At 72.0% G+C, this 23231-nt stretch carries 11 protein-coding genes; 5 read left to right on the plus strand and 6 right to left on the minus strand.

Annotated elements, in window-relative coordinates; genetic code table 11:
• Positions 1–83: 83 nt before the first annotated feature.
• Genes AB0B45_RS24255 through AB0B45_RS24280 form a run of 6 tightly spaced genes read right to left on the minus strand, consistent with a single transcriptional unit; the run spans position 84 to position 16487 of the window.
• Positions 84–5564: an SDR family NAD(P)-dependent oxidoreductase gene (locus tag AB0B45_RS24255; protein ID WP_358134281.1), complete on the minus strand. Its 5481-nt coding sequence runs from the start codon at positions 5562–5564 to the stop codon at positions 84–86.
• Entirely contained in the window at positions 5561–7267 is a 1707-nt protein-coding gene (locus tag AB0B45_RS24260) for a fatty acyl-AMP ligase (RefSeq protein ID WP_358134284.1), read from the minus strand. The genes AB0B45_RS24255 and AB0B45_RS24260 overlap by 4 nt, the downstream gene beginning before the upstream one ends.
• Positions 7260–8552 carry an LLM class flavin-dependent oxidoreductase gene (locus tag AB0B45_RS24265; protein ID WP_358134286.1) on the minus strand — a complete coding sequence of 431 codons (1293 nt, stop codon included), beginning with the start codon at positions 8550–8552 and terminating at the stop codon, positions 7260–7262. Before AB0B45_RS24265 ends, AB0B45_RS24260 begins: the two co-directional genes overlap by 8 nt.
• A gap of 12 nt (positions 8553–8564) precedes the next feature.
• The gene (locus tag AB0B45_RS24270; RefSeq protein ID WP_358134289.1) at positions 8565–11819 is read right to left on the minus strand and encodes an amino acid adenylation domain-containing protein; all 3255 of its coding nucleotides are present in this window, start codon (positions 11817–11819) and stop codon (positions 8565–8567) included.
• Complete coding sequence (locus tag AB0B45_RS24275; protein ID WP_358134292.1) at positions 11816–12013, minus strand: MbtH family NRPS accessory protein; 198 nt, start codon at positions 12011–12013, stop codon at positions 11816–11818. Before AB0B45_RS24275 ends, AB0B45_RS24270 begins: the two co-directional genes overlap by 4 nt.
• Before the next feature lie 13 nt (positions 12014–12026).
• Positions 12027–16487, minus strand: a complete 4461-nt coding sequence (locus AB0B45_RS24280) for an amino acid adenylation domain-containing protein (protein ID WP_358134295.1) — start codon at positions 16485–16487, stop codon at positions 12027–12029.
• A gap of 399 nt (positions 16488–16886) precedes the next feature.
• Here AB0B45_RS24280 and AB0B45_RS24285 point away from each other — a divergent pair, with 399 nt between their 5' ends.
• The 5 genes from AB0B45_RS24285 to ggt are packed head-to-tail and all read left to right on the plus strand — an operon-like array spanning position 16887 to position 23124.
• Complete coding sequence (locus AB0B45_RS24285; protein WP_358134298.1) at positions 16887–18065, plus strand: cytochrome P450; 1179 nt, start codon at positions 16887–16889, stop codon at positions 18063–18065.
• Positions 18066–18075: 10 nt separating this feature from the next.
• A complete protein-coding gene (locus AB0B45_RS24290) occupies positions 18076–19188 on the plus strand; it encodes a hypothetical protein (RefSeq protein WP_358134301.1) in 1113 nt (370 codons plus the stop codon).
• Positions 19185–19808 (plus strand): flavin reductase family protein, encoded by a 624-nt coding sequence (locus AB0B45_RS24295; protein WP_358134304.1) that lies wholly within the window; start codon positions 19185–19187, stop codon positions 19806–19808. The genes AB0B45_RS24290 and AB0B45_RS24295 overlap by 4 nt, the downstream gene beginning before the upstream one ends.
• A gap of 22 nt (positions 19809–19830) precedes the next feature.
• Positions 19831–21297: an APC family permease gene (locus AB0B45_RS24300; RefSeq protein ID WP_358134305.1), complete on the plus strand. Its 1467-nt coding sequence runs from the start codon at positions 19831–19833 to the stop codon at positions 21295–21297.
• 3 nt (positions 21298–21300) lie between these two features.
• Positions 21301–23124 carry a gamma-glutamyltransferase gene (gene ggt, locus AB0B45_RS24305; RefSeq protein ID WP_358134308.1) on the plus strand — a complete coding sequence of 608 codons (1824 nt, stop codon included), beginning with the start codon at positions 21301–21303 and terminating at the stop codon, positions 23122–23124.
• Positions 23125–23231: the final 107 nt, after the last annotated feature.

Here is a 23231-nt window from a genome sequence, read left to right on the forward strand (position 1 = left end):
TGCACCGCTGGAGACCTGTCGAGGACGATGGGGCCCTGGTGGGCGAGATCTGGGCGGCGCTGCCCTGGGGCGACCGCCGTCGCTCACGTGCTGGTGCGGTGGACGGCCTTCCCCTGAGCCAGCAGCCGCTCGGCCTCCTCGTCGGTGAGCGACTCCAGCAGCCGGCGCATCTCCTGCTCGGCCAGCACCGCCAGGTTGGCGATGGAGAAGTCGTCGAAGGCCCGCTCCGGTGAGACGGTGACACCCAGGGCGCGATTGACGTCGATCAGGATCTGGTTGGCCATCACCGAGTCGCCACCGAGCTCGAAGAAACCATCCCGGACGCCGATGGGCTGGATGCTCATCGCCTTCTGCCAGATCGCCGCGATCTGCCGCTCCAGGTCGTTGCGCGGCGCCAGGTATTCCGTCGCCAGGTCGGGCCGGTGCGAGGACTGCGTGCCGATGGACCGCAGCCGGTCCACCTCGGCCGTCGCGATCTCGGACAGGAACGACCTTCCCGTGTCGGACGGATAGAACTGCGCCAGGTTCCGCAGGTCGAACGGCAACACCACGGGCTGCACGCGGTCGCCCGCCGCCAGGCTCGCGAACGCGGCCACCCCGGCGTCCGGAAGGATGGCCTTGGCCGCGGTGCGCAGCTCGCGGTCGGAGTCGGTCTCCCAGGTGGCTGCCATGCCCGCGGCCCAGGGTCCCCAGTCGAAGCTGACCGCGGGCAGGCCTTCGGCCCTGCGATGGTGGGCCAGGGCGTCGAGGAAGGCGTTGGCCGCCGCGTACCCCGCCTGGCCTGGCGAGCCGAGCACCCCCGCGGCACTGGAGAAGCAGGCGAACCAGTCCAGCTCATCACCCGAGGTGAGCTCGTGCAGGTGCCAGGCGCCCGACACCTTGGGGCCGAAGACGTCCCGCACTCCCCGGGCTTCGAGGTCGAGCAGCGGGCCGTTGTGCAGCAGTCCGGCGGCGTGCACGACGCCGCGCAGCTGCCCTCCCGCGCGAGCCTGCCGCAACGCGTCGTCGAGCTGCTCGCGGTCGGACACGTCCGCGGCCAGGACCCGCACGTCCACGCCGTGCGCCCGCCACGCGGGCACCTCGGCGCCCTCCCGCTTCGTCCTGCCGATCAGCGCGAGCCGGCGGGCGCCCAGCTCGACCAGGTGAGCGGCCACCTGAAGTCCCAGCGCGCCGGTGCCGCCGGTGATGGCGTAGACACCGTCGGCACGGATCGTGATCGGCGGGCCCACCGGCCGGTCGTCGGGCGCGATCCGCCTGACGTACCGCAGGCCGGACCGGTAGCCGACCTCGGCCTCCGCCCAGCGCGCCGCCAGTTCCTCACGGATCGTGGAAACCGGGTCCTGATCGTCAGGGTCGAGGTCGAGGCAGAGGAACTCCAGCGAGGGGTGCTCCAGCGGGATCACCTTGGCCAGCCCCCAGACGGCGGCGGCGAACGGATCGCTCACCGGGTGCTCGCCCACGGGCTGGGCGCCGGTGGTGGCGAAGAGCACCCTCGGGCTCTGTTCGGCGATGCCGTACGACAGCGCCCGCAGCAGCAGCGCGGCTGACAGCACCCCCGTGTCCGCGTCGGCGCCGGGCAGATGGATCACCCCGCGCAGTGGGCCCGTGGCCGCCAGATGGCGCACCAGCTGCCGGTAGTGGCCGGGCCGGCGTGGGTCGATCGAGAGCTCTTCGGCATCCAGCCTGAGCTCTCCGTTCGCGCGGCAGATCCGGAATCCCGCACGCTCCGCCAGCTGTTCCGCGAGCCGCTCACCCGGCGGGGCGATCACCACCCAGCCGCTGGGGAACAGCCCTGTCGGGCAGGCGGGGATGGGCCTGGGACGCCAGGTCACCTGGTAGAGCCGAAGTCCGGGCAGGCGCGCGGCCTGCGTGTCCAGTACGGCGCGCCGCAGGGTGAGCCCGGTGACGCGGGCCACCGGTGTCCCGTTCTCATCGGTCAGGTTCAGGTTCGCGGTCAGCTCCGCCCCGCCCGATTCTTCGAGCGTCACGTGCACGTGGGTGGCCGCGCCCGGCTCGGCCCACCACGTCAGCTCCTCGACGGCGACGGGAAGGGCAGGGCCGTGGCCAGGGTCCACGAGCGCGGCGACCACATGGAAGGCCGCGTCGAGCAGGCGGATGCGATCGCCGCCGCCGGCGAGCACGCCCAGCGCCTCGTCGGTGCCCGTCCACACCTGCTCGACCCCGCGGAAGGCGGCCCCGTAGTCGAGTCCGTGCCGGCGCAACAGCTCGTACAGCTCGGCGCCGGTGACCTCACGTGGGCAGCGTGCCCGCAGGAGCGCAAGGTCCTGCGGGGCAGGGGCGGGCGCGGCGGCCACGAGACGTCCCGCCGCTTGCTCGCGCCACTGACCGTCGTCGTCGCGGGCGTGGACGGTGACCGTCCGCCGTGCCCTGTCGAGCGTCGTCTGCAAGCGGCGTCCTCGGTCGAGCACCAGAGGGCGGTGCAGGCGCAGCCCCGCCACCGCCTCGTGCCGCCCGCCCGCGCGGCGCAGCAGGTCGGCGTAGCCCGCCGCGGGAAAGATCACCTGCTCACCGACCTTGTGGTGTGAGAGGTACGGCAGCGCCACCGGGTCCAGGTCGCCCTGCCAGATCGTGTGGCCCGGTGACGTGGCCAGGTCCAGCAAGCCGCCCAGCAGCGGGTCGGCACCGGCACGGCGATCGCCCGAAGGCCGCTCCAGCCAGAAACGGCGGCGACACCACGGCGTGACCGGGGCGCTCACGACGGGCGAGCCGGACGGGTAGAGGCGCTGCCACCGGATGGCCGCGCCCAGCCCGAACAACCTGGCCAGCGTGCGCAGCACGGCAAGCTGTTGCTGATCGCTCTCGTCGACGCAGCTCAGCACCCGTGCGCGGGTTCCGGCCAGGTCGCGGAGAGAGGCCTGGAGCACCGGCCTCGGTCCGACCTCGAGCAGCAGGTCCAGGCCGTCGTCCAGCGCGGCGGTGACCGCGTCGGCGAACAGGACGGGCTCCCTGACCCCTCGGCCCCAGCGCTCGCCGTTCGGCCCGGCCACTCGGCGGCCGGTGATCGTGGAGTAGAGCGGCACCTCCGGCGCGGCCGCGGCCCGCCCAGCCTGATCGGCGCCGAGCAGCTCGGCGGCCCGCGCCATCGACGAGGAGTGGAAGGCGTAGGCGACGGGCAGCCGCCTGGCGAAGATCCCTTCCTGTGTCAGGTCCCGCGCCACCTGCTCCAGTTTGGCGGCGGAGCCGGCCAGCACGGTCGCGGCGGGCGCGTTCACGGCGGCCACTTCGACGCCGTCCCCGCACCACCGGCGTGCCTCGGCGACGGGCAGGCCGACGGCGAGCATTCCGCCGCCGGGTGCGGCCTCGGCCATGAGCCGTCCGCGCGAGACCGCCAGCCGCATCCCCGCCTCCAGGTCCAGTTCACCGGCGGCCACCGCGGCGGAGATCTCGCCCACGCTGTGCCCGACCACGGCGTCGGGCACGATGCCGTAGGAGCCGAGGAGCTCCGCCATGGCGATCTGCACGGCCACGATCAACGGCTGGGCCACAGCGGTGTGCTCGAGGTCCACCGGCTCACCGCCGTCGAGTGCCGTTTCGATCGACCAGTCCAGCAGCTCGCGCACCGCCTCGTCGCAGCGGCGGATCACCGAGCGGAACAGCGGCTCGTCGGCCAGAAGTGTGCGGCCCATGCCCGGCCACTGGCTGCCCTGGCCGGAGAAGACGAAGGCGATGCGCGGCGGCGCGGCGGGGGCCGGAGACACCTCGGGCAGATCTGTGGAAAGGGCCCGGCGCAGCTCGGCCGGGCCGCCCGCGACCACGGCCGTCCTGTAGGGGCGGTGATGCGTGCGCCGGGTGGCCATGGTGGCGGCCACCGCGAGGATCTCCGGCTCGTCGGCGGATTCGACGCGGCGTGCCGTACGGGAGAGGAGGTCGGACAGTTCGTCGCGACCACGCGCTGTGAGGGGGAGGAGCAGGGGGCCCGCGCTCGGGGGCGCCGGCGCGGGGGCGGGAGCCTGGCCGACGACGACGTGCGCGTTGGTCCCTCCGAAACCGAAGCTGCTCACGCCCGCGAGGCGAGGCCCGTCCGGCCAGCTCACCGGATGGGTGGCCACCCGGAGCCGGTGCTCGTCGAAGGGGATGCGCGGGTTCGGGGTGGAGTAGTGGAGGCTGGGCGGGATGAGGCCGTGGTGCACGGCCAGGACCGTCTTGATCAGCCCCGCGACCCCGGCCGCGGCTTCCAGATGCCCGATGTTGCCCTTGACCGAGCCGATCAGGCACTCGCCCGCCTCGCGACCCCGGGCCGCGGCCAGCGAGCCGGCCTCGATGGGGTCACCGAGCGGGGTTCCGGTGCCGTGACACTCCACGTACTGCACCTCGCCGGGGGCCAGTCCCGCATCGGCGTAGGCCTCGTGCAGAACGGCCCGCTGGGCGGCCGGGTTGGGGGCGGTGAGGCCGTTGGAGGCGCCGTCCTGGTTCACCGCGCCGCCTCTGAGGACGGCGTAGATCCGGTCTCCCGCGGCCAGCGCGTCTTCCAGGCGCTTGAGCACGACGACGCCGCAGCCTTCACCGCGCACGTAGCCGTTGGCCTCGGCGTCGAACGGCTTGCAGCGGCCGTCCGGGGCGAGCATGCCCGCTTTGCTCAGCCCGATGGAGGGTTCCGGTTCGATCAGCGCGTTCACCCCGCAGGCGAGGGCCAGTTCGCAGTCGCCCGCCCGCAGGGCGCGGATCGCCAGGTGGGTGGCGACGAGCGAGGAGGAGCAGGCGGTGTCCACCGCGACGCTGGGTCCGCGCCAGTCGTAGTAGTACGACAGCCTGTTGGCGGCGATCGCGAAGGAGTTGCCCGTCGTCGTGTGGGCGCTGATGCGGTCGGGGTCGGACAGCTGGCGGTGGGCGTAGTCGCCGGTCGCCATGCCGACGAACACTCCGGTGCGTGAGCCCCTCAGGCGGCTCGGCGGGCTGCCCGCGTCCTCCATGGCGTCCCAGCTGGTTTCCAGCAGCAGGCGCTGCTGCGGGTCCATGCGCAGCGCCTCCGCCTCCGAGATGCGGAAGAAGGCCGCGTCGAAGTCGGCCAGGCCGTCCAGGAAGCCGCCTCGGGTGCTGATCAGTCTTCCTGGTGTGGCCGGGTCGGGGTCCGCCACCCCGTCGGGCCACCGGTCCTGTGGCACCTCCCGTACCGCCTCTGTGCCGGTCAGCAGGAGCTTCCAGTACTCCTCGGCGTCCGCCGCGCCGGGCATGCGGCACGCCAGTCCGACCACGGCGATCGGGCCGCGGGCAGGACCGGCCGGGGCCACGGCGGCGCTCAGGGGCCGGATGCCGGCGACGTCCTGGGCCGCCGGGCCGGCCACAGGCCGCATGGCGGGGGCGCCCGCGCCTGCCTCGGCGAGGGGGCGCAGGTGGGCGGCGAGCGTGGCGATCGTCGAGTGCTCGAACAGCAGGGCAGGGTCGATGACGCGCCCAAGCTTGCGGCCGGTGCGCTCGGCCAGTTCGGCGAGGCGCACCGAGTCGAGGCCGTTGGCGGCGAAGGTCTGCTCGGGGTCGGCGGTCCTCCGTCTGCCCAGCTCGGCGACCTGGGTGGTGAGCCACTCCTGCAGGTCATCCCCGTTCACGAGATATCACCGTCCGTGTGCAATATCGTGATTTCTCCGTTGTGCAGCGCGTCCCTGGTCGCCGACCGGCGCGGCTTGCCGCTGGAGGTCTTGAGCACGCTGCGAGGCGGCACCAGGTACAGCCGCGAGAGCGGCACCTGCTGGTCGGCGAGGACCGCCCCGGTGATCGCCGCTGCCAGGCCGCGTAGCTCCTCGGGGTCCCGCGTGGTGACCTCCTGGAGCAGCGCGACACCTTCGCCGTCCTCACCGAGGATCGCGAACGCCACCCCGCCGCCCGGACGCAGGCGGCGGTCCACCTGCTGGGCCACGCGTTCGATGTCGTGGGGGTGGACGTTGCGGCCACGGACGATCAACACGTCCTTGAGCCTGCCTGTGACGAACAGCCGCCCGTCGCGCATCACCCCGAGGTCGCCGGTGCGCAGGTAGCTCGAGTCCCTGGCGGGCAGGCGGGCGCCGAAGGCCGCACCGGTCTCCTCGGGCTTGCGCCAGTAGCCGTCGGCCACGCTGGGCGCCGAGGCCCAGATCTCGCCCACTGCGCCGTCGGGCAGCACCCGCCCCGAACCGGGGTCCACGATCCGCACGTCGTGACCGGGGGGCAGGCCGCCCGCGTCGGCCAGCTCGACCGCACGTGGATCGGCGGAGTCGCACTCCACGGCCTTGCCCTCTCCGAGCTCCTCGCGCAGCACATGGGTGAACCGCGGCTCGCCGCGCCGCGCGCCGGTCACGAGCAGGCTCGCCTCGGCCAGGCCGTAACAGCCGACCACCGTGCCCGGCCGCAGGCCACTGGGCGCGAAGGCGGCCTCGAAGGCTCGCAGCACGTCCGGGTTGATGGGTTCGGCCCCGTTGAAGGCGACCTCCCAGCTGGACAGGTCGAGCCGGTCCTGCGGGATCGCCTCAGCTCGCCGGGTGCACAGGTAGTAGGCGAAGCTGGGACCGCCGCTGATCGTGCCGCCGACCCTGCTGATGAGCTCCAGCCAGCGCAGCGGCCGGTGCAGGAAGTGCAGCGGCGACATCAGGTAGCAGGGCATGGCGCGGAACAGCGGGTAGAGCACGGTGCCGATGAGGCCCATGTCGTGATAGAGCGGCAGCCACGAGACCACCGTCCCGGTGGCGGGACGGCCGGTGAACCAGTCCATCGAGGCCAGGTTGCCGAGCAGATGCCGGTGGCGCAGCACGACCCCCTTGGGCGACCCGGTGGAGCCGGAGGTGTACTGGAGCATGGCCACGGAGTCGGGTCGGACCCTGGGAGCGCGCCACCCGTCCGCCGGCCTTCCATCGGGCACCAGCCAGGGCAGCCCCCGGAGCTGGGCCACGCCCGCAGCGGCCGTGGCGAGCGGGGCCGTCAGCGGGGAGGCGAGCACCGCCTCGGCCCCGCAGTCGGCGCCCACCCTGGCCACGCTCGCGAGCCCGGCTTCGGGCCGCGCGGGCGTCGGCGGGTAGACGGGCACCGCGATCACCCCCGCGAACAGGCAGCCGAAGAAGGCCGCCAGGAAGTCCAGGCCGGGTTCGAAGAGCAGCAGCACCCGCCCGCCCGGGGCGACGCGCTCGCCGAGCATCGCGCCGATCGCGGCGGCCCGCTGCTCCAGCTCGCCGTACGTCACCGACCTGAGGTCCTGCTCCCCGTCCGCGAGGAAGCCGTAGGCGTGGCCGTCACCGCCGGCCTGCGCACGTTCCCGGACCAGCCCGACCAGGGTGTCAGCCATGGCCCGGCCTCTCCCCGCTGCCCGCGCCGCCGATGTGCAGCCGCCACAGCGAGGCGGCGTCCAGCGCACGCCGGGTGCCCACCTGCTCCACGGTGACCCCCTCGCGTTCCCACAGCCGCGGGTACGACTCCACGACCGTGGGCGGCACGTCCTCTATGGGGGTGACGCTGTCCATCGCCTTGTCGATGTAGGGCGCCAGGTCGGCCCCCTTGGCCCGCTCGCGCTCGACGTGCCGTTCGGCGAACTCGGGCAGCACCCGGCGACCCAGCAGCTCCAGGGACTCGCAGATGTGCTCATGCTCGTACCGGCCGCCTTGCTGGAGCAGGATGAGCTGGTCCACCCCTGCCTCTTCCAGCCCGCGGAAGTGCTCGGCCGCCTCCTCGGGAGAGCCGACCGCCCCCAGCCCCGCCATCGGCTCGGGCTCGCTGCGCTTGAACTCCTCCCACAGGTTGGTACGGCCCGGCACGTGCGCACCGAATCGGTAGTAGTGCGCCAGCGCCCACTTGAAGAACCGCTGCCCCTCGACGCCGCGGGCGCGGGCGAGGTCGCCGTCCTCGTTGACCATGACCCCGGCCAGCATGGCGATGTTGGGGTTGACGGTCTGCCCGATGGGCCGGCACTCGCGTTTGAAGGTGTCGTAGTACTCCCGCACCCAGAACCGCGCCTCTCCCGCGTCCATGAAGGAGAAGGTCAGCGCGCCCATGCCGAGCCGGGCGGCCAGCTTGAGGGTGTCGCGGTTGGTGCAGGCCACCCAGAGCGGCGGGTGGGGCCGCTGGACGGGCTTGGGCACCACGTTGCGCGGCGGCATCGAGAAGTATTCACCCTGATGTCCCGGGTACGGCTCCGCCGCCATCATCCGGGCCGCCTCGCGCACGCCCTCGGCCCACATGGCGCGTTTCTCGATGTAGTTGACCCTGAAGCCCTCCAGTTCGAGCCGGGAGCTGGACTCCCCTGTGCCCCACTCGACCCGCCCACCACTGACCAGGTCGAGCATGGACACGCGCTCGGCCACCCTGGCGGGATGGTTGTAGGGGGGCGGCATGAGCGTGATGCCGTGCCCCAGCCGCATGCGCCGGGTGCGCTGGCTCACCGCGGCCAGGAACACCTCGGGGGCGGTGGAGTGGGAATACTCCTCCAGGAAGTGGTGCTCCTGCGCCCAGGCGTACTCGATGCCCGCGGCCTCGCCCAGCTCGGCCCACTCCAGGGCGTTGGAGACCAGCTCCTGCTCACTGTCCTGGCGCCAGGGCCGGGGCAGCTGGAGCTCAAAGAACATGCCGAACCGCATGGCTCACCTCCATCAACTCTGTCCTCGCTCGGCGAGCAGGCCCTCGAGCAACGCGTCGAGGTGGTCCGCGGGAACCCCCTCGACCAGGGAGCGGATGCGTTCCCCTTCATCGGCGAGGCGCCGCCGCCTGTCGAGGTCCTCCTGGATCATCCGCGCCAGGTTCTCCAGCGTCGGCGTGCGGAACACCTTCTGGAGCACCAGCTCGACGTCGTAGCGGCGCTGCAGGTGCACCACCAGCTGCGCGGCGCGGATGGAGTTGCCGCCCAGGTCGAAGAAGTCGTCGTGCAGACCGATCCTGTCCACCTCGAGGTACTCGGCGACGTGCGCCGCCAGCTCGATCTCCAGCTCCGTGCACGGTTCGGTGTACGGCGTGCCGGCTGCCCGTTCGCCCTGGGCTGGAGCGGGCAGCCGCGCTCTGTCGGTCTTGCCGGTCCCGGTCCTGGGCAGCTCGTCGAGCAGCACGATGCGGTCGGGCACGAGGTAGGCGGGCAACTGCCCGCGCAGCTGCCTGCGCACGGCGGGGATCAGCTCGGTGTCCTCGTACAGGGCCTTGTTGCGGCTGACGAGATAGGCGACGAGCAGGTCGCCCTGGACGGCGACCGCGCACTCCCGCACCCGGGGGTTGGCCTCGATGGCCGCTTCGATCTCGCCCGGCTCCACCCGGTGACCGCGGACCTTGACCTGGTCGTCGTTGCGGCCGATGAACTGCAGGGTGCCGTCGGGGCGGTAGCGGGCGTAGTCACCGGTCCGGTAGAGGCGCTCGCCCGGCACGGTGGCGAACGGGTCGGGCACGAAGCGCTCCGCCGTGGCCGCGGCCCGGCCGTGATAGCCCCTGGCCAGCGCGGCCCCGCTCACGCAGAGCTCGCCCACCGCCCCGATGGGGACCAGCCTCAGCTCCTCGTCCAGGAGGTGCACCCGGGTGTTGGCGATGGGCTTGCCCAGCGGAACCGGGGAGTCGAGGGTGAGCGCGGCCGCCGTCACCCACACCGTGGTCTCGGTGGGACCGTACTGCGTCCATGCCGCCCTCTGCGTGGCCGCGAGCTCGGTGGCCAGCCGCTCGCTGACCCGCTCGCCGCCCACCAGCGCCGTGAGGAGCAGGTTGTCGGGGCGCAGCAGCCGCCACAGGGTCGGGGTGGCCGACAGGACCGTGACGCCGCCCTCGACCAACGCGTTCTCCAGCCCGTCGCCGAGGTCGTCCTGATCGACGAGGTGGATCCGGCCGCCGAGCGCCAGGGTGCCGAAGATCTCGGCGATCGAGGCGTCGAAGGCGGGGCTGGCCACCGCGCCGACCACGTCGTCCGGGCCGATTCCGTGCACCTCGGACAGGGAGTGCACGTAGTTCACCGCCGCGCGATGGCTGATCTCGACGCCCTTGGGCGTGCCGGTCGAGCCGGAGGTGTAGATCATGTAGGCGAGGTTCTCCGCTCCCACGCGGACGTCCGGGGGCTCGGCCTCCTCGCCCTCGTCCAGGACGAGGTCCGGCTCCGCCGTACCGATCACGACGGTGGCGCCGGAGTCGGCCAGGATCTCGGCGCGGCGGCGCGGGCCGTGCGCCGGGTCGATCGGGACGTGGACCGCACCCGCTTTCAGCACCCCGAGCGCGGCCACGACCAGGTCGGGCGAGCGTTCCAGGCACACGGCGACCAGCGATTCCACCCCGACGCCCCGCTCGACCAGGCGTCGCGCGAGCCGGTTGGCCCGGCGGTCCAGCCGGCCGTACGTCAGCGCGCCGGTCACGGCGACCGCCTCCGGCCGCTCGCGGCAGTGCCGGGCGATCAGCTCATGCACGCACATCGGCGGCCGTTCCCGTTCCGGGCCGAAGGCCAGGCGTGCCAGCTCCCGCCGCTCCTGGGCGGAGGGCAGGTCGAGTTCGGCGATCGCCTCGTCCGGCCGCGCGAGCAGCGTCCGCACCGTCGCCACGAACCGGCGCGCCAGAAGCTCGGCGGTGTCCTGGCCGAACAGGTCCGTGCGGAAGACCAGGCTGCCGTGGACGGCGGGCCGCTCCCACAGGAAGAACTCCAGATCGGCGCGGGCGGTACGCCAGCCGAGTTGGACCGGTTCCAGCCGGAGCCCCGCGAAGTCGCTGACGGGAGACGGCGGCTGCATCACGAACGTCACCCCGAACGGCCCGCTCGACGAGGCGTCCCTGGGCAGGTCCAGCTCCTCCACCAACAGGTCGAAGGGCACGTGCTGGTGCTCGAGCGCCTCCAGGCAGGTCCGTCTGACGGAGGCCAGCAGCTCGTGGAAGCTCTGCCGGGTCTCCACGCCGACGCGCATCCCCACGGTGTTGGTCAGGTTGCCGATCAGGCCTCGCGTCTCCGGCAGGTCCCTGCCCGCGACCACACCGGCGATCGCGATGTCCCGCGCCCCGGTCGTCTGCCTGAGCAGGACGGCCAGCGCGGTCAGCAGGACCATGTACGGCGTGGCGCCGGCCTCGCGTGCGGCGGCGCGAATCGCGGCGTCGTCACCGTCGTCGAAGGGCAGCTCGCGCCAGTCGCCGGCGGTGGTGAACTCCGGCGGCCGAGGCTCGTCGCCGGGCAGCCGGAGCGGGCTGATGCCGGCCAGCCGGTCGCGCCAGTACTCCAGATCACCGGCCGAGCCGCCGCTGTGGCGCTCGTGGGCGGCGACGTCGGCGAAGCGGATCGGCAGCGGGTCGTGCACGGGGGCGCTGCCCGCGGCCCTGGCCTGGTAGGCCGACGACAGCTCCAGCACGGCGACGGCCAGCGCCCAGCCGTCGCCGATGATGTGGTGCACGACCATGACGAGCATGTCCTGCTCGGGCAGCCGGATGAGCAGGAGGCGTGCCAGCGGGCCGGTGGCCAGGTTCATCGGCGCGTCCACCGCCGCCCTCGCCTTGCTCAGGGCTGCCTCGAAAGCCTGTCCGACGGGCAGGTCGCGCAGGTCGACGGTCTCCAGGGACGGCCTGGCCGTGTCGTTGACGAGCTGGAGCGGCTCGTCGTCCACGACCCTGATCACCGTGCGCAGCGTGTCGTGCCGTGCCACCAGGTCTTCCAGTGCGAGCGCGAGCACGGCGGGATCCAGCCGGCCGTCGAGCAGCACGCAGTGGCTGAGGTTGAAGGCGGAGGAGCCGGGGGTCAGCTGGTCCAGGAACCACAGGCGGCGCTGGGCGTACGACAGTGGCGCGGGGCCGGGGCCGTGTACCGGGATGACCGGTGTCGCCGGTGCCGCGACCCTGCCCTCACGCCACTGGCGAAGCAGGGCCGCTTTGAGCTCCGACAGCTCGGAGCCCTGCTTCGCGTCGCTCACAGTGACCGCTCCCTGAGGCTGAGGGGACGAAGGTCGGTCCAGACCTGGTCGATGTGGGCCAGGCAGTCGCTCCTGGTGCCGCGGTAGCCCGCCTCCCGCCACCCGGCCGGGAGGCTCCGGTCCGCCCACCAGACCGAGTACTGCTCCTCGTGGTTGACCACCACCGTGAAGGTGGAGGCGTCGCTGTCGCTCATGGGTGCTCTCCTGTCAGCGCTTGCGCGGGTAGCGGTCGGGCGGGTCGAGCTGGCCGTGCCTGACCAGGAAGTCCAGGCAGTCGTGCATGTACTTCTCGTTCAGCGGCGCGGGTTCCCAGCCGGTGCCCTTGATGGCCTCGAGCAGGTTCACGCACTCCAGCCGGTTGTCGATGGCGTCCTCTGTCTCCATGGTCATCTCCACGCCGGCGTCGCCGCTGGAATAGAGCAGGAGCACGGGGACCATCGGGTAGATCGGGTGGTCGGGCCCGGCGTTGATGGCCAGCTCCAGCGCCTCGTCGAACGGCACGACCTCGAAGGGGTAGCCGTAGGACCGGATCCAGGGGTAGAGCATGTTGTGGGAGATCGCGTCGGTGTTCCACAGGTGGAAGATGTTGCCCACCGAGGACTCCTGCTTGGAGGCGTGCACCATGGCCGCGCTGGCGTAGTCCAGCGTGATCGCGTTCATCGACTCGGCGTAGTCAGGCAGGATGCCGAACTCGAGGAAGCCGCGGAGCGCCGTCAGGACGTAGTTCTGCGCGTGGCACGCGCCCGTCCTGGGGTGCCCCATCATGATCGACGGCCGGAAGATCGTGATCGGGAGGCCCCGCTGCTTGGCCTTCAGGATGATCTTCTCGCTGACCCACTTGCTCTGCGGGTAGCTGAAGGGCACCTGGGGCGGCTTGCTGGGCAGCTCGACCTCGAGGAAGGGCCGGGTCATGTGGCCCGCGATGAACACGTCGATCGTGGAGACGAAGTGCACCTGCTTGGCCTTGTAGCGGGAGGCCAGGCGGAGGATCTCGACGGTGCCGTCCACGTTGGGGGCCTTGAGCGCGGAGTACGGCATGGAGAAGTTGACCAGGGCGCCGTTGTGGTAGATGACGTCCACCAGCTTGGCCAGGTCGTCGAACTGCTCGGGCGACAGCCCGAACAGCGGGCGGCCCAGGTCGCCGTTGACGGCCTTGACCCGCCGGTCGAAGCGGTCGTCCCAGGGCACCTCGTACTGCTCGCAGCTGGCCTTGAGCCTGGCCAGCCCGGCGGCCGGGTTCTTGGCGCGCACCAGGCAGTAGACGTCCGCGGTCGTCTGCGCGATGAGCTGGTCGAGCAGGAAGACGCCGAAGTAGCCGGTGCCACCCGTGAGCAGGACCGCCTTGGGCGAGAAGATCTCGGCCAGCGGCACGTTCTCGCCGGTGATCGACTCCTCCAGGAACGCCTCCCTGTCCAGGTCGTCGGCCGGGTCGCGGGTGGCGCGCAGCCCCTCGAAGCCCTCGCGCTCGAACAGCTCGATCCTGGAGGCCACACCGGCCACGGTCGGGGTGCTGAACAGCGCGTGCAGCGGCAGCTCCAGCCCGTAGACCTGGGCCAGTTTGGCGCCCACCTTGGACAGCTGCAGCGAGCTGCCGCCGAAGGAGAAGAAGTCGTCGTGCAGGCCGACCTGGGGCAGCCCGAGCGCCTCTGCGAACACCTCGGCGATCTCGCGCTCGATGCGCCTGCGCGGGACGGCCTCGCTGGGCACCGTCACGGTCCGCACCTGCGGGTCGGGGAGCGCCCTGCGGTCGACCTTGCCGTGCGCGTTCAGCGGGAACCGCTCGCACACGACGATCGTGGCCGGGATCATGTAGTCGGGCAGGATCGTGCGCACGTGCGCCGAGAGCCGCTCGGTGTCCACGTCCTGGCCTGGTTCGGCCGGTAGCACGTAGGCGATCAGCTCGTTCTCGTCGCCGGCCAGGTTGCGCCGGACGTCGACCACCGCGCTGAGCACCTCGGGGTGCCGCTGCAGCGCGTTCTCGATCTCGCTAAGCTCGATCCGGAAGCCCCGGACCTTGACCTGGGTGTCGGCCCGGCCGATGAACTCCAGCTGCCCGCCGGGCAGGTACCTGGCCAGGTCGCCGGTCCGGTAGAGCCGCCCGCCCGGAGCCGGGGAGAAGGGGTCGGGGATGAACCGGTCGGCCGTCTGGCCTGGCGCGTTCACGTATCCGCGCGCCAGGCCCTCGCCCGCGACGTGGATCTCCCCCGGCACCCCGATCGGGACCGGGTTCAGCTCCTCGTCCAGCAGGTAGATCCTGGTGTTGTGGATCGGGCGGCCGATCGGCACACTGGCGCCGTCCTCGTCCGCCTTGGCCAGCTGCGCGGTCGCCCAGACGGTGACCTCGGTGGGCCCGTAGTCGTTGTAGAGCCTGGCCCATGGCAGCGTTCTGTAGTGGTCGACGGCGAGCTGCGAGGGGAAGACGTCGCCTCCGGCGGAGATGTCACGCAGCGAGATGAGCTTGCGCCCGCCCGCCGCCAGCAGCAGCTGGTAGTAGGAGGGCATGTGGGTGATGTGCGTGACCTGCTCCGCCTGCACCAGCCGGGCCAGCAGGGCGGGGTTGCCGACCTCGTCCTCGTTGGGCAGCACGATCCGGCCACCGGTGACGAGCGTCCAGTACAGCCCTGCGGCGGAGGCGTCGAAGGTCAGGGAGACCGGGATCGCGTACGCCTCGGGGGCGGGCCGGCCGTCGGCGCCGCGCGCCAGCGTGGAGTTGACGATCTGGCGATGCGGGACCACGACGCCCTTAGGCTGTCCTGTGGAGCCCGAGGTGTAGATCACGTAGGCGACGTTGGCCGGATCGGTGTCCGCCGGAGCCAGGCTCGTGGACTCCTCGCCCACTCCATGGACGTCGATCCACGCCTCGCCCGGCTCGGGACGCGGTGTCTCGACCCCGGAGTCCGTCACGACGACGGTCCTGATGCCCGCGTCGGCGATCATCGCGCGGGTGCGCTCGACCGGCTGCTCGGGGTCGAGCGGGACGTAACCGCCGCCTGCCTTGAGCACTCCGAGGAACGCCGCCACGGTGGCCACCCGCCTGCCGGCGATGACGCCGACCAGAGTCTCAGGGCCGACGCCCTCGGCGCGCAACCGGTTGCCGAGCCGGCTCGCCCACTCGTCGAGCTCCCGGTAGGTCAGCCGGTCGGGGCCCGCCACCACGGCCAGCGCGTCGGGCGTGCTCGCCACCTGGTCGGCGATGAGCTCGTGCAGGCACCGGTCGCCGGGGAAGGGGCTGTCGGTGCGGTTCCACTGCTGGATCACCGTGTCCAGCTCGCGGTCCGACAGCATGGGCAGGCGGTGGCTCGGGCTGCCGGGGTCGGCCGCCGCGGCGGCCAGCAGCACCTCGATGTGGCCCAGCACCAGGTCCACCGTGTCCGGCTTGAACAGCTCGGTACTGTAGTCGGCGTGCAGGTCGAGACCGCCGTCGGCGTCCTCGACGAGGTGCACGCTCAGGTCGAAAGCGGACAGCCCGGCATCCGCCTGGGTCACGATCCAGATCGAGCCGCCCGAGCTCTGCGGCTGGGCCGCATGGTGGGGGACGAACCGGACCTGGTGCAGCGGCGCCCTACCGAGGTCGGTGTCCGGCTGCACCTTGTTGACGACGTGCTCGAACGGGATGAGCTGGTGGTCACGGCCCTTGGCCCAGGTGGCGTGGACCCTGCGGACCAGCTCCTCGAAGGGGGGCTCGTCGGCCAGGGAGGCACGGACGACGAGCGTGCTCTCCAGCGGTGCCAGGATCTCGCTCTGCGTGTGGTCCCGCCCCGGCGCGGGGATGCCCACGGCGATGTCACGCTCGCGGGTGTAGCGGCCCAGCACCTCCACGTAGGCGGCCAGGAGCACCGACGCCCTGCTCGCCTCGCACCGTTCGGCCAGCTCGCCGACGCCGCGCGCGGTCTCCGCGCTGAGCGTACGGCTTCGCCTGGCGCCGCGCAGGGTCGGCATGCGGCCCACCGGCCTGGGGTGGTCGGTAGGCAGGTCGACGGGCGTGATCCCGGCGAGCGCCTTGGCCCAGAAGGCCAGCTGGCGGCGCGCCAGCGGGGTGCGCAGCCAGGCCTGTTGCCGGTCGACCACCTTGGTGTAGGGGATCCGGCTGGGCCGCGGCTCGGGTCGCTCGCCGCGGCGAACGGCGTCGTAGGCCTCCAGCAGCTGGCCGACGATCAGGTCCATGGCGACCTCGTCGCAGATCACCTGGTGAGCCGTCAGCACCACCTCGTGCCGGTCCTCCGCGACCCGGATGGCGGCCGCCCGGAGCAGCGGCGCCGTCTCCAGGTCGAAGGGGCGGCCTGCCTCACGGTGCCTGACCTTGCGAAGCTCCTCGGCGTCGGCGACAGAGAAGGTCCTCAGCTCCGGCTCAACGGCTCCCGCGTCGGCGACGGGCCGCACCGGCCTGCCCTCGATCGACAGAAAGCGTGCTCGCAGCTCCTCGCGCGCGTCCGTGAGCGCGGCCAGCGCCGACCGCAGCGCCTCGTGGTCCAGCTCTCCGCGGACCTCGAGCACGCGGACGACGTGCGTGGGCAGTTGGGGCGCTATCTGATGCAACACCCAGTAGCGGCGCTGCGCGGGCAGCAGCCGCTCCCCGCCCTGGTCACCGTCCTGGCCGAGAAGCTGTGCCAGGAGCGCGCGTTTGTCTTGTTCCGATAGCCGGCTGACCTCATCGGCAACTGTCGACACCGCACCGCGTCCTCTCTGTCGTGCGCAATTCATTGCGACTGTCCAGTCCTGGTCACATTAATAAGTGGAAATGCCGTGCGGCCGTTCTTGAAGGACATCTTGCGTACCTGACGCGATCGAAAGATCTGTCTGTGTTTCTTGACGAAATCCGCGGGCGGTCCGAAGAATCCGAGGTGCTGGCGCTCGATGATGAGGGCTATGCGGAGGCGGTATCACGCCCTACATCCTCGACTTCCAAGCCCTGCCCGGGAACAGGAGAGGAGGGGATCGACGTGCGTTACCTCCACTAATGAAAACCGGCGGATCGCGGCCTGATTCAATTGCGCGAATTCGGGTCGCGATTCCCGCCTCCCGCCGAACGAATCAGAGTCGTCCCTCAGGCCAGATGGGCAGGTCGCCGTGAGCAAGCGAGACGAGTTGTTCAACCCGCTCGACCCGGAAGTCATCCGCGATCCGTATCCCGTCTACCGCAGGCTCAGGGAGACCGATCCGGTCTACTGGCACGAGCAGCTCGGCGCGTGGATCCTCACCCGGCACGCCGACTGCACCCACGCGCTGAAGAACCCCGACCTGTTCACCACCGACTTCAGGAAGGTCGGCGTGCCCACCCCCGGGCCGCTGCTCAGCCTGCAGACGCTGGACCCGCCCGACCAGACGCCGCTGCGGCACTTCGCCATCGACGCGATGCGCGCGCAGGACTTCGGCGAGCTGGAGCGGGACGCCTGGCAGCGGGCCGAGGCCCTGCTTCACGAGCTCCGCGACCGGGGCACCTTCGACTTCGTGCACGACTTCGCCACGCCGTTCACGCTGGGCACCATCTCGCGCCTGGTCGGCATGCCGCCGCCCGAGGCCGACGAGGAGTGGCGGCGGCGCAACGACCAGCTGCACCGCAGCATGGACGCCGGGCTCGACCCCGACAGCGAGGAGGCGGGCCTGGCGGCTCGCGAGGCGTTCAGCGACTACGTCGCCCGGTGGCTGGCCGGCGAGCCCACCCAGGGCATCTCGGCCTACGTGGCCGACAACCGCAGCCAGCTGGACTACTCCGACGAGGTGCTGTGCAACTCGCTGCGCGCCTTCTGGCACGCGGGCTTCGAGGTGCCCGCACGCTTCCTCGGCAACGCCGTCACGACCCTCCTCCGGCACCCCGAGCTGCTGGAAGACCTGCTGGACGACGTCGACACCGCGGTGGAGGAACTGGTCCGCTTCTCCGGCCCTGTGCACGTGGTCAGCCGTATGTGCACCAAGAGCACCGAGCTCGGCGGCCGGCAGATCGGCCGCGGCGACCTCGTCGTCACGGTGCTCGCCGCCGCCAACCGCGACCCTGAGCGCTTCGACCGGCCCGAAGATCTCGACCTGACCAGACACCCCAACCCGCACCTGGGCTTCGGCCGCGGCACCCACTCCTGCCTCGGCAACGCCGTGGCAAGGATCGAGGGCAGGGTCATGCTCACCACGCTGTTCCGCGCCTACCCGGACGTGCGGCTGGCGGGAGAGCTGCAGTGGTGGGAGAACGCCACGCTGCGGGGGCTGTCCCAGATGCCGGTCAGCCTGGGCCGGGTGTCCGCGACGATCGGCTGAGGGAGAGGCCATGAGCACCCGCCATGGCAGTGCCGTCCCCATGGCGCTGCTGGCCGACCCCGTGGAGCGGGCCCCAGCGCTGCTCGTCCCCTCCCTGTGCGGGCTCTGGGCGGAGGGCCTGACCGCCCTGCGCGCCATCGTGGCCGCCGTGGGCTCGGGTTCGGGCAGGCCCGTACGGCAGGCGGCGGTGGTCACCGACGCCGTGGCCAGGTCGCTGGCGGCGGCCGTACCCCTGCCTGATCCGTCGGCGTTCGCGCCGCCCGTGCCCGTGCATTCGGACTATTTCCGCATCCGGCATGCTCCGCTCACCGCCGAGCAGCAATCCACGATAGCCGCGGTCCTGATCTCCCGCACGCTCGCCGACCTCGACTTCGCCATGCTCGACCCGAACGACCTCCTCTGCGAGGTCGAGAGCATGATCACGGTGATGGAGCTGCTGCGCCCGCAGCCCAGCCACGACCTCGCGGACTCCTCCTCCGCGAGCGTGCCGCGATCGTGGTTCGTGCCCGGCGGCGACTGGATGGACCGGTGGTTCCTGGCCCACCACTTCTACTTCCTGCTCAACCTGCTCGCGGCCGAACGGCTCGACAGGGCCGCGGAGCTGGTCCGCGACGGCCGCGACGAGCCCGCCGCCGCGACCATGGCCCAGGCGGCCGTGCTGATCAGGGGTTTCACCGCGGCCATGGTGCACTCCTGCGCCTTCCCCGCCCGCTACTACCTGGACGTGGTCCGGCCCACGATGGCTCCGCCGTACGTCCGGACGAACCTGACCGGTGTCATGCAGCTCGAGCACCGCAGGTATCGCGCCGCGCTCGGCCGCCTCCTGGAGGAGCTGGCGGCCCCCTACGACGAGCTCGCCGCCTCCTCACCGGCCCTCGCGGAGGCCAGGAACGCCGTACTGGAAGCCGACCTGATCGACCTGGAGCGGCACGTGATCGTGGCGGACACGATGGTCGGCGGAGAGCGTTCGCTGGTCCAGCCGGGCACGACCGTCCAGAACGCCGCCAGCACGCTGCGCAAGATGCGCCACCTGCGTGCCGCGGCCTACTGCCAGTACATGCGGTTCGGCGACCGCTGGGTGACCGCGACGAGCCGCAGACCAGATGAGGTGACGACCAGATGACCGTGTCCCAGACGCTCGCCACGGGCCGGGAGATCGACCCCGACGCGCTGCCGAAGCCCGACCTGTACCAGCTCATCACCTCTCTCGTCGTGCCGCGGCCGATCGCGTGGGTGTCGACGCTCTCCCTGTCAGGCCGGCGCAACCTCGCGCCCTACTCCTACTTCAGCCTCGTCGCCGACCACCCGCCGCACATCGCCGTCAGCTCCATCGGCGAGAAGGACACCCTGCGCAACATCCGCGCGACGCGGGAGTTCGTCGTCAACGTCGCCGACCGCAGCCTGCTCGACGTGCTCGACCGCTCGGGCTCGTCCTTCCCTCCGGACATGGACGAGTTCGTCGAGGTCGGGGTCACCCCGGCGCCGTCGGCCGCGGTGCGCCCGCCCCGTGTCGCCGAGGCGAAGGCGCACATGGAGTGCAAGCTCGTCGACGTGCACCCCGTGGGCAACGGCAACCTCGTGATCGGCCGGGTCGTGCACATCCACGTGGAGCCCAGCGTGTGGGACGACGGGCGGGTCGACAGCGCGCTGCTGGACCCCGTGCTCCGGCTGTCCCGACGCTACGGGCGGCTCAGCGCCGAGATGACGCCCGAGGAAGAACCCGCACCACACGTGTTCACGTGACGCACACCCACGGAGCCGCACGATGACGATCACCGACCGACCACCAAGACCTCGGCCCGCCGCGCGGGGCCTGGCGAACGACCGCCTCGGCATCCCCGCGGTGCTCTACTTCGTGATTTCGGCGACGGCAGCGCTCACCGTGGTCGCCGGGGGCGTGCCGGCTGCCTACGCCATCACCGGCGTGGCCGGCCTGCCCCTGGCCTTCCTGCTCCTGGGCGCGGTGCTCGCGCTGTTCTCCTTCGGCTATCTGGCGATGGCACGGCGCGTGAAGAACGCGGGCGCCTTCTACGCCTTCGTCGCGCACGGGCTGGGCAAGCCCCTGGGAGTCGGTGCGGCCTGGATGACGCTGTTCGCCTACAACGGCCTGCAGATCGGCCTCTACGGGCTGGTCGGCGCCGCCACCAGTCCCTTGGTCGCCGAACTGTCCGGCGTGACCGTGCCCTGGTGGGCGGTCGCGCTCGTGGCCTGGGCCGTGGTCGCGGTGCTCGGCATGCTGCGCGTGGACGTCAACAGCAGGGTGCTGGCCGTCCTGCTGCTCGGCGAGCTGACCGTCGTTCTGCTCTTCAACGCCGCCAATCTGCTCAACCCGGCCTCCGGCGGCCTGGATCTCGCACCGCTGGCCCCGCAGCAGCTCTTCGTGCCGGGGGTGGGGGCGCTGTTCGTCTTCGCCATCGCCTCCTTCGCGGGTTTCGAGTCCTCCGCGGTCTTCACCGAGGAGTCCAAGAACCCCGCGCGGACCATCCCGGTCGCCACCTTCCTCGCCCTGGCCATCCTGTCGGGCCTGTACGCACTGTCAGCCTGGAGCACCGCGGTCTCCACCGGCACCGGCCAGGTCGTCGCGCGCTCCCAGGGCGAGAGCTCCGCGCTGTTCTTCAACCTGCTCGGCGCGAACGCCGGGGCGGCAGCGGCGTCGATCGCCTACATCGTCTGGTCGACCAGCGTGATCGCCTCGCTGATCGCCTTCCACAACGCCATCGCCCGCTACGTCTTCGCCCTCGGGCGCGAGCGCGCCCTGCCCGCCGTCTTCGCGCGCACCTCCCGGCACAGCGGCGCGCCCGTGGCCGGGTCCCTGGCCCAGAGCGGGGCCGCGCTGGTCGTCATCGTGCTGTGGGCGGTCGCCGGGCTCGACCCCGTCCGGCAACTCTTCGTCGCGGTAGGCAGCTTCGGCGGGTTCGGCACCCTGACCCTGCTCGTCGTCACCTCCGTCGCGGTGATCGTCTACTTCGCCCGGCGGCCGGGCATCGAGAACCTATGGCGGCGGCTGATCGCCCCCGGGCTGGCGGCCTGCGGGCTGGGCGCCGTCCTCGCCTTCGGGCTGGGCAACTTCGACACCGTGCTCGCCGTCGGCCCCGGCTCCCCCTGGCGATGGATCCTACCCGCGATCTACCCGCTCGCCGCCGTCGCCGGCGTGATCTGGGCGCTGCGTGTCCGTGCCGTCCGCCCCGGCGTGTACGCGGGCATCGGGCTCGGCGCCGACAGGGAGCCGTGAGCCATGCGGAAGATCCTGCACCCCGCGCTCTGCCTCATCGTCGGCACCTGTCTCGCGCCCCTTCCCGGAGCCGCCGCCGTCTCGGAAGAGGAGCGGGCGGCCGCGGAGGGCACGGCCGAGGCGGTGCCGTCCGACGACAGGCAGCCCGTCGCCGAGGGCACCGGCGGCGCCGTGGCCACCGTCGATCCCGACGCCAGCCGTACCGCCATCGAGATCCTCCGGCGAGGCGGGAACGCCGCCGACGCCGCGGTCGCCGCCGCCGCCACGCTCGGCGTCACCGAACCGCACATGACCTCCATCGGTGGCGGCGGCTACCTCATGTACTACGAGGCCAGCACCGGCCGTATCCACAGCTTGGACGCCAGGGAGAGCGCCCCCGCCGCCATGCGCGAGGACTCGTTCATGGAGAACGGCACGCCCATCCCGGAGGACGAGATCGTCACCAGCGGCCTGAACGTGGGCGTCCCCAGCGTGGTGCACCAGTGGGCGACGATCCTGCGCACGTTCGGCACCATCCCGCTGCGGCAGGCGCTGCGCCCGGCCATCCGCGTCGCGCGCTCCGGCTTCCTCGTCGACGCCGAGTTCAACGCCCAGACCGCGTTGAACCAGGACCGCTTCGCCGACATCAGCTCCGCGAAGGACCTCTTCCTGCCCGGCGGCCGGCCGCCACCCGTGGGCTCCGTCTTCCGCAACCCGGACCTCGCCCGTACCTACGAGGAACTGGCGCGGCACGGGGCCGCCTGGTTCTACCGCGGCCCCGTCGCACAGGAGATCGTACGGACCGTCAAGCACCCGCCGGTCGAACCCTCCGGCGGCCGCCGGGTCCGCCCCGGCCTGATGGCCGCCCGCGACCTGGCCGGATACCGCACGCTGTCGCCTTCCCCCACCCGATCCCGCTTCCGTGGCCTCGAGGTGTACGGCATGCCGCCATCCTCCTCCGGCGGCACCACCGTGGGCGAGGTGCTCGCCATCCTGTCGGCCATGGACGCGCCTTCCGATCGGGTCGAGGCCTTACACCGCTACCTGGAGGCCTCCCGGCTGGCCTTCGCCGACCGCGAGCGCTACATCGGCGACCCTGACTTCGCCGACGTGCCCGTATCCGAGCTGCTCTCCCCCGGCTACGCACGCGAACGCGCCTGCCTCGTCGGCCCGGCCGCGATGCCGTACCCGGTCGCACCCGGCTCGCCTGACGGCTCCTACCAGCCGTGCCAGGCTCCCGGCACGGCTTCGTCCGCCTCCCCGTCCGCCGAAGGGGGGCACACCACCCACCTGGTCGTCTCCGACCGCTGGGGCAACGTGGCTTCCTACACCATCTCCCTCGGGGAGATCGGCGGCAGCGGACTCGTCGTCCCCGGACGTGGCTTCCTGCTCAACAGCCAGCTGTCCGGATTCACCTTCGACCCTTCGGCCGGCGGGCCGAACCTGGCCGGGCCCGGGAAGCGTCCGCGCTCCTCCATCGCGCCGACCATCGTGCTCCGTGACGGCCGGCCGCTGTTCGCGCTGGGGTCACCGGGCGGCACGCCCATCATCACGACCGTGATCCAGATCCTGCTCAACCGGGTCGACTTCGGGATGCCCCTGCCCGAGGCAGTGGCCGCTCCCCGGGCCGGCCAGCTCAATCTGCCCGTCACCCTCGCCGAACCCGGCTTCATCGAGGAGTACGGCTCCGCGTTGACTGCTCGTGGCCATGCCTTCGAACCGCCCCCCTGGGCCCCCTGGCCGCTCGGTGCCGCCACCGCCCTGGAGTTCCTCGACGGCAACCGTGTGCTGGCCGTGGCCGAGCCCACCCGCCTCGGCGGCGGCAGCGCTCTCGTCGTCCGCCCCTGACCCCGCTGACCTCGACGGAGCGCCACCGCGCATGACTCAGGAGTCGAGGCGATCGCCCCGACACACCACGACGCCCGGCCGGGGTGACCCGGCCGGGCGTCGCCGGC

It is taken from the genome of Nonomuraea sp. NPDC049152, from assembly GCF_040648355.1.
Taxonomy (GTDB): Bacteria; Actinomycetota; Actinomycetes; order Streptosporangiales; family Streptosporangiaceae; genus Nonomuraea.